The organism is Mycobacterium aquaticum (genome assembly GCF_002086485.1).
GTDB lineage: Bacteria > Actinomycetota > Actinomycetes > Mycobacteriales > Mycobacteriaceae > Mycobacterium > Mycobacterium aquaticum.
This window is the reverse complement of the sequence record NZ_MVHF01000096.1, coordinates 1-929: the sequence shown is the minus strand read 5'-3', so window position 1 is coordinate 929 and position 929 is coordinate 1. Positions and strand designations below refer to the sequence as shown.

Annotated in this window: 1 protein-coding gene; it reads left to right on the top strand. The window is 62.3% G+C overall.

What is annotated here, in order from left to right; all coding sequences use genetic code 11:
• On the top strand, window positions 1–929 hold a 929-nt coding region (pgi, locus tag BST13_RS38050), incomplete at both ends, for a glucose-6-phosphate isomerase (protein WP_083171388.1).

Sequence of the window (929 nt, the reverse complement as noted above, 5' to 3'; positions counted from 1 at the left end):
CGCTTCGTGTCCAACGTCGACCCCTCCCACCTGGTCGCCACCCTCGACGGACTCGACCCCGCCACAACACTTTTCGTCGTCGCCTCCAAAACCTTCTCCACCCTCGAAACCCTCACCAACGCCACCGCGGCGCGGCGCTGGCTGGTCAAAGCACTCGGCGACGCCGCAGTGGCCAAACACTTCGTCGCCGTGTCCACCCACAAAAAACTCGTCGACGAATTCGGCATCAACACCGACAACATGTTCGGCTTCTGGGACTGGGTCGGCGGCCGCTACTCCGTAGACTCCGCCATCGGACTCACCGTCATGGCCGCCATCGGCAAAGAACGCTTCGCCGAATTCCTCGCCGGCTTCCACCTCATCGACGAACACTTCCGCACCGCCCCACTAGAAGCCAACGCCCCAGCACTACTGGGCCTCATCGGCCTGTGGTACTCCAACTTCTTCGACGCCCAATCCCGCGCCGTGCTGCCCTACACCAACGACCTCAACCGATTCGCCGCCTACCTACAACAACTCACCATGGAATCCAACGGCAAATCCGTCCGCTGCGACGGCACACCCGTAAACACCCAAACCGGCGAAATCTATTGGGGCGAACCAGGAACCAACGGACAACACGCCTTCTACCAACTACTGCACCAAGGCACCCGACTGATCCCCGCCGACTTCATCGGGTTCTCCCAACCCGTCGACGACCTCGCCACCGCCGACGGCGACGGCAGCATGCACGACCTGCTCATGAGCAACTTCTTCGCCCAAACCCAAGTACTCGCCTTCGGCAAAACCGCCGCCGAAATCGCCGCCGAAGGCACCCCCGCCGAAATCGTCCCCCACAAGGTGATGCCCGGTAACCGGCCGACCACCTCGATCCTGGCCACCAAACTCACCCCCTCGGTCATCGGCCAACTCATCGCCCTCTACGAACA